Here is a 6,927-nt window from a genome sequence, read left to right on the forward strand (position 1 = left end):
AGAAAAGAGAACAGCATATCAGAATGAGGTACACGAATCATTGTGCTAAGTGGCAGGGCCAGTTGAACAGCGTTATAATAAGAGCGCTGATCGTGTCCTGCAAAAACGAGATCAGCATTTTTCATACCCATATTATACATGCACGCATATAATATATCAATGATAAAACATGGATATTTTGCATATTTTATACATGAATAAATCGGCTTTTGGTTTGCACTGATAGATATACAGCGAAAATATGTGCAAGCGCAAAAAAATGAGCTGTAACAGCTTATTCAACTGTTACAGCCCCTTTTTTCCATCTTATAAGAATTTCAATAAGAATTTCAATTCGGTTTGATAAAACGAATGAAGTGACCTTTTTTATGCTTATCAGGAGGAGAAAATGGCAGCGACAAGACTGATCGCTCTGCATGTGAACAAGAGTAAAGGTGCATCTGCAAGCATGCATGAGCGGATTGAATATTCACAGAATCCGGAAAAGATGGAAGACGGAGAGCTGATTACGGCATATGCGTGTCAGCCGGCGACGGCTGCAGAAGAATTCCGCTTGCAAGTTGGAATTTGCCAAGGCTATATGGGGAGCAGAAAAACTTTTGAGCATACAGTTTTTGAAAAATCTTTTTTACCCGATGAAAATGAGATTTTCAAAGAGTGGAGTATGCGGTCTCCTCTAAATCTTGAAGACTGCCAAAATTGTCCCGCCCTTGCAACCTGCGGTGGAGGCTGTCCGCGTAATGCCGACATGATAAACGGGACTATTTGGAAACCGGATAAATCTTATTGTCATTTTGCTCTGAAAGCACTAAAGTGGATGATATGGAAAAACATGAAACCAGAAATGATCATCGGCTGAAGACAAATCTCCATATCATCCGGAATGTGGTTGTTGACCGTATTTTGCAAAAATATCGTGCATATCCATGGAGTATGCTGTTTGAAAATGTGATCAATGCCATTCTTTCGGTAATGCTGCCATTGTTTATTTATTACTTCATCTATCATGGCAATGTTTCTGACAGCTTTGTGTCCTATGCAAATACTTCTGACTATGTGAGTTATCTGATTGCCGGTCAGATGATGGGCGTCTTTGTCTTTTCTTCTCTGATGAGCACCGGCTACGCCATTCTAAATGATATTCATGAAGGAACGTTTAATCACTTTCTGATTTCGCCATCCTCGACAATGTTGTTTTTCATTGGTGCTTTCATTGAAACTCTGCTGCAGGCAATAGGACAAGCACTGGTCATCTGGCTGCTTGGCTTACTGCTTGGGGTGCGCGGCCTGTTGTTATCACCTGGTGCTTTGCTGGTCGTATTTGTTCTGCTGATAATCAGCGGTTTCAGTGTCTCCATCTTCCTGAGCACATGGATCATCTATTTCAAGGACACGTACCTGACCGAAAGCACATTGTCTCTTTTCATCAGTCTGTTCAGCGGCATTTTCTTTCCGCTCGCCTACATGCCAGGCATCCTGCGCAGCATTTCTTATGTGATGCCAGTCACTTATCTGATCAAACTGTTCCGTGCTCTTGCGATTGAAAAAGCATCGCTGGCAGAAAGCGCATATCTGATCTGGCCGATTATTCTGCTGAGCCTGTTTTACTTTGTGATCGGTTATTTCTGGTATGAAAGAAAAGTCAGGAAAATTCTTGTAGAAAAGGTATTGATGTGAGGTAATGCACGTATGATACAGGCAGTAAGCTTATCAAAAACATATGAATTGAAAGTCAAAGATAAAGGCTTTCGCCACCATACCGAGAAGAAGGAAGCCGTGAAAAATCTGGATCTCAGCATTGAAAAAGGAAAAATCACAGGCATTCTTGGTGTCAATGGCGCCGGTAAAACAACCACCATTAAGATGCTGGCAACACTGCTGGCTCCTACCAGTGGAACGATTAAACTCGATGATCTAGATTATTGTGAGAAAAACCTGCGCAGGATCAAAGAGAAGATCAATCTGATCTCAGGTGGTGAAAGAAGCCTGTACTGGAGATTAACCGGCAGAGAGAACCTGGAATATTTTGCCTCTCTGTATGGGATTGGCAATGCCAGAGTAAGAATCGAGGAGTGTCTGCGGATTGTCGGGCTCCTTGACAATGCAGACCAGCTGGTCGAAACATACTCCAAAGGCATGAAGCAGCGTCTGCAGATTGCCCGCGGCATCATCAATGATCCCTCCTACCTGTTCATGGATGAACCAACTCTGGGGCTTGATATTGCCATTGCCCAGAATCTGCGCCAGTATATCCGACAGCTTTCCAGACAGGAAAACATGGCTGTGATTCTCTCCACCCACTACATGAAAGAAGCTGAAGAACTTTGCGACTATGTCTATGTCATTGACCATGGCGAGAAAGCAGCCGAAGGTACGATTGATCAGTTAAAGCAGAAATTCACAGAATCCTATGAATACACTCTGGAAACAAGCGATGCTGATAAGCTGGTCACAATGCTGCCACAGCTGAACTGCACCTTCTCACAGAATAAGAATCTTGTCATTCTCAAGTCCAAAGCAAATATTGTTCCACAGCTGTTTGCACTGGCCGAAGACAATCACATCAGAATCAACGGATTCCACCAGCAGGAAGCCAGTCTGGAAGACTGCATCATGCAGATTATTTCCAAGGAAAAAGCATCATGAAGTTCTTCAGAGTTTTCATTGGTGAATTTGCCAGCCAGCGCCGCAATTTCTTTGGCCGCTTCTCTGCCCTGATCACACTGGTCCTGTGGCCGATCCTGTCGTGTGCCATCAGTTACTTTACGTACCAGTCATTCCAAGCCGACAAACTGAGTGTATATGGTATTTCCAGCAAAGCAGAACTTTTTGTCTTCCTGCTGTGCGGCGGTCTGGTCTATAACTGCTACTGGTCTGTTGTGCAAAGTGCCGGACAGATCCGCTATGATAGAATCAATGGTACGCTTGAAAAGATCTTCCTGAGCCCAGCTGACCGCAACGCTTTCGTCTATGGACGCTCCTTCGGAGCTGTTGTCTTTAATACGTGGATGCTGACAGTATTCTCCTTTGCCATCTTTCTTATCTATGACAGATTCTCACTCTCCAGTATTGCATATCTCTTACTAGGCTATATCATATTGATCCTGTCAAGCACCATCTGGGGAGGTTTCATTACAACACTGTTTCTTTTCTCACGTGACTCCAATGCCGTCTTCATCATCTGTGACAAACCTATGAGCCTGCTCAGCGGGACAAGCTTTCCCATCGCTGCCCTGCCGCACATCCTTCTGTTTGCCGCAAGCATCTTCCCCTCAGCCTACCTGATCGAACTCTTCCGTCATATCCTGCTGCAATCCTATCAGCCATCCTTCCACGCAGCAGGCTTTATCCTGATTCATCTTATATTGATTCTGGCAACATCATTTCTTGTCAAAAAGATTGAAAGACATAACTATCAGACCGGCGGCTGGGAACGGTACTAAAATCACTGATAGTCAAAAATTGAAAATCAGTTTTTCATGCGCATTGATAGCGGTGACGGAGATGACAAGAGCCGCTTTTTTCAAGCATACGGTTAGAAGGGATGCAAGCTGATTGGAAAATCATATCACAGCATGGCGCTTATTCCTTTATGAAACAACCCTGGATCATGAATGTAAGCCCTTGCAGTTTGCTGTGGTTCTGTTAAAATACAGGTAAAGAATCACCGCAGACAGATCGGAGACAAAGACAATGGACGACAGAGTAACTGGTTTTTCAGTATCGACAGTCACCGGCTCAGAAGAAAGCCTGGTTGTTTTCGGCGGGGTTGCGGTCTGCTTTGCATATGACATTTGAGATGGACAATGTCCATCTTTTTTGTCGGTTGTTTGACTTCATGAATAATAGGAGGAAACGAATATGGATCAGACAAATCTGGAATTCTTCGAAGCAGCAGCCAAGGGCGATTTTGCCAAGGTCTGCTCAGAAGTCTCAAAGGGCGCAGATGTCAATGTGGCAAATGGTGATGGACGCACTGCATTGATGCGTTCTGCCAAGCGCGGCTATACGGACATTGTGCGCTTTCTGCTGGATAACGGTGCCGATACGCATGCCCGTGACAAGAATAATAAGACAGCTCTGATGGGAGCTGCGAAAAAGGGACATGTCGAGATCTGCCGGATGCTTGTGCATGCCGGTGCCGATGTAAATTCCCATGACAATAAGGGCCGTACCGCTCTGATGAGAGCCGCATTGCTGGGCGAAGGTGAGACCGTTGCGTATCTTGTCTCCAAGGGTGCTGATGTCAATGCCCGTGATGAACAGGGCAGAACTGCACTGATGGAGGCTGTCAATGCCTATAACAGTGATATCATTTCCTTCCTGATTGAGAATGGTGCCGATGTCAATGCGGCTGACAACCGCGGCTGCACAGCTCTGATGCGGGCTGCTTATATCGGCTATCCGGAACTTGTCAAAACACTGCTGGACCATGGTGCAGATAAGAACATCAAAGATAATGAAGCAAACATGGCCATTCACTATGTGCGTAAAGAATGCCTTGCAGATCTGAAGGATCTGCTGAAGTAGGAGGGCATTCGATCATGAAAGACTATTTGGCGAATAATGTCAGAAATGTCGTTGTGCTTGGACATTCTGGCTCTGGCAAGACAGCCGTCATCGAAGCCTGCATGTACTTTACAAAACTGATTTCGAAGTTTGGCAAGAACCATGACGGCACAAGCTTCCTCGATTTCGATCCGGAAGAAGGCAGGCGCGGTACATCGTGCTATGCCCATCTGGCACCGGTCGAATGGAAGGACCGCAAGATCAACTTCATTGATACGCCGGGCTATATGGATTATGCGGGTGAGGAAGAGACCGGATTGTATGTAGGGGATAATGCGCTGATCGTTGTCAATGGCAAAGAAGGTGTGGAGCCTGGTACAGAGCGTGCCTGGAAGAAAGCCAGTCTGAAACAGAAGCTGCCAACTATCTTCTTTGTGAATAAGATGGACGATGAAAACGCTGATTTTGATAAAGTGCTCTCAGAATTAAGAGAGAAGTTCGGCAATTCTGTCATTCCGTTTGAAATGCCGATCATGAAAGATGGCAGGAATATTGGCTCAGTCAATATTCTGCGTAAGAAGGCATGGTACCATGACAACCGCACCCAGGCTCAGCCTGTTCCGGAAGAGCTTGCGGACAAGGTGGAAGAGTACTATGGCGAGATTGCCGAAGCGATTGCCATGACGGATGATGACCTGCTGGAGAAGTTCTCCAATGGGGAAGAATTCGATGAACATGAACTTGCCAAAGGTTTGAGAATTGGTGTCCGTTCTGGTGATATCCGTCCGGTTTATTCAGGTTCTGCTGTCCAGCAGACCGGTATTGAAAGACTGATGGATCTGATTACCGAATACTTCCCGAGCTATGCAGAGAAGGGCCATATTGATGCCAACAGCCAGCGCGGCGGCACCATTGCCATGGAGACCAATGAACAGGAAGCACTCAGCGCATTTGTCTTCAAGACGGTCATTGATCCATTTGTTGGCAGAATCTCCTACCTAAAGGTGATGTCCGGTGTGCTCAACTCTGATTCTGAAGTTTATAACTCTACCCGTGAAGTTACCGAAAAGATCGGTCAGATTTATGCCGTCAATGGCAAGTATCAGATTGGTCTTGGCAAGCTGTTTACCGGTGATATTGGTGCAGTGACCAAGCTTGCCTCAACCCAGACGAACGATACACTGTGCACACGGAGCCGTGTTGTTTCCTATGATGGCATTGAATATCCGCAGCCGATGCTTGGCTATGCCATCTGGCCGAAGACCAAGGCCGATGAAGACAAGATGTCGGTTGGTATCCGCAATATGGAACAGGAAGATCCAACCGTCCGTCTTGTCAACAATGAAGAAACACATGAACAGGTACTCTATGGACTGGGCGACCAGCACATTTCTCTGATCTGTGCCAAGCTGAAATCCAAGTATAAGGTAGATGTTTCCTTGACAACACCGACGATTCAGTATCGTGAAACCATTACTGCCACAGCTGAGGCGCAGGGCCGCTATAAGAAGCAGAATGGCGGTGCAGGTATGTTTGGTGATGTATGGGTCAAGTTTGAACCGACCGATTCTGAGGATATGGTATTTGCCGAGGATGTCTTCGGCGGTGCAGTGCCGAAGCAGTTCTTCCCGCCGGTTGAGCAGGGACTCAGAGAATGCATGCAGAAAGGTGTGCTTGCCGGATATAAGGTTGTTGGCGTCAAGGCAACATTGTATGATGGCTCTTATCATCCGGTAGACTCCAAGGAAGCTGCCTTCAAGGAAGCTGCCAGACTTGCCTATAACGCTGGCATGCCAAAGGCAAAGCCGGTATTGCTGGAACCAATCGGTGAAATCACAATCACAGCACCAGAGGAATACACTGGTACATTGATTGGTGATCTGACCAAGCGCCGCGGCTCCATTATGGATGTGGGCTCCAATGATGACGGCGATCAGGTCATTAATGGTGAAGTACCGCTGAGAGAAGTGCAGATGTATGCCAATGAGCTGCGGTCCATGACGCAGGGCAGAGGCACCTATGTGCTGGAATTTGACCGCTATGAACCTGCACCGCAGGAAGTGGCTGATGAAGTCATTGCCCAGGCAAAGGCGAAGAGTGCAAAGTAAGTAAAGCATATAAGCAATGCAGGCAGATGGCCTGCATTGCTTTTTATGCGTGATTGCATTAAAATATTCAGGCAATGCCCGTGTGATGGAATTGGTAGACGTAGGGGACTCAAAATCCCCCGGTAGCGATACCGTGCCGGTTCGAGTCCGGCCACGGGCACCTTCCTGCTGTCAGAAAGACAGCTTTTTTGTGTGACGGGCAGTCACACTCATACAGAAACGCAATAGTGCGTTGTCAAAGTAATCCAAGAAAGGATAGAACTGGATGGAAAACATGAAAGCGTATGAATATGAAGTAGAACCCTAGTGA

6 protein-coding genes and 1 tRNA gene are annotated in these 6,927 nt (G+C 46.3%); all 7 read left to right on the forward strand.

From position 1 onward, the window contains the following. Positions 1 to 388: 388 nt before the first annotated feature. Positions 389 to 859, forward strand: a complete 471-nt coding sequence (locus MOZ60_RS11110; protein ID WP_370596728.1) for an SPASM domain-containing protein — start codon at positions 389 to 391, stop codon at positions 857 to 859. Further along, complete coding sequence (locus MOZ60_RS11115; RefSeq protein WP_370596729.1) at positions 823 to 1,677, forward strand: ABC transporter permease; 855 nt, start codon at positions 823 to 825, stop codon at positions 1,675 to 1,677. Before MOZ60_RS11110 ends, MOZ60_RS11115 begins: the two co-directional genes overlap by 37 nt. Before the next feature lie 12 nt (positions 1,678 to 1,689). After that, positions 1,690 to 2,646 carry an ABC transporter ATP-binding protein gene (locus MOZ60_RS11120; RefSeq protein ID WP_370596730.1) on the forward strand — a complete coding sequence of 319 codons (957 nt, stop codon included), beginning with the start codon at positions 1,690 to 1,692 and terminating at the stop codon, positions 2,644 to 2,646. Then, positions 2,643 to 3,443, forward strand: coding sequence for an ABC transporter permease (locus tag MOZ60_RS11125; protein WP_370596731.1), 801 nt, complete (start codon positions 2,643 to 2,645; stop codon positions 3,441 to 3,443). Before MOZ60_RS11120 ends, MOZ60_RS11125 begins: the two co-directional genes overlap by 4 nt. A 418-nt stretch (positions 3,444 to 3,861) precedes the next feature. Continuing rightward, entirely contained in the window at positions 3,862 to 4,530 is a 669-nt protein-coding gene (locus tag MOZ60_RS11130) for an ankyrin repeat domain-containing protein (protein WP_277653569.1), read from the forward strand. A 14-nt stretch (positions 4,531 to 4,544) separates the two neighbouring features. Next, positions 4,545 to 6,617: an elongation factor G gene (locus MOZ60_RS11135; RefSeq protein ID WP_277634752.1), complete on the forward strand. Its 2,073-nt coding sequence runs from the start codon at positions 4,545 to 4,547 to the stop codon at positions 6,615 to 6,617. Between the two features lie 76 nt (positions 6,618 to 6,693). Next, positions 6,694 to 6,777, forward strand: a tRNA-Leu gene (locus MOZ60_RS11140). Positions 6,778 to 6,927 lie beyond the last annotated feature (150 nt).

It is taken from the genome of Grylomicrobium aquisgranense, assembly GCF_033971865.1.
In the GTDB taxonomy this organism is placed as follows: domain Bacteria; phylum Bacillota_I; class Bacilli_A; order Erysipelotrichales; family Erysipelotrichaceae; genus Bulleidia; species Bulleidia massiliensis.

What these genes read in the sequence shown, in the direction of transcription:
- MOZ60_RS11120 (WP_370596730.1), top strand. Translation starts at nt 1,690, where the DNA reads ATGATACAGGCAGTAAGCTTATCAAAAACATATGAATTGAAAGTCAAA.
- MOZ60_RS11135 (WP_277634752.1), top strand. Translation starts at nt 4,545, where the DNA reads ATGAAAGACTATTTGGCGAATAATGTCAGAAATGTCGTTGTGCTTGGA.
- MOZ60_RS11115 (WP_370596729.1), top strand. Translation starts at nt 823, where the DNA reads ATGGAAAAACATGAAACCAGAAATGATCATCGGCTGAAGACAAATCTC.
- MOZ60_RS11130 (WP_277653569.1), top strand. Translation starts at nt 3,862, where the DNA reads ATGGATCAGACAAATCTGGAATTCTTCGAAGCAGCAGCCAAGGGCGAT.
- MOZ60_RS11125 (WP_370596731.1), top strand. Translation starts at nt 2,643, where the DNA reads ATGAAGTTCTTCAGAGTTTTCATTGGTGAATTTGCCAGCCAGCGCCGC.
- MOZ60_RS11110 (WP_370596728.1), top strand. Translation starts at nt 389, where the DNA reads ATGGCAGCGACAAGACTGATCGCTCTGCATGTGAACAAGAGTAAAGGT.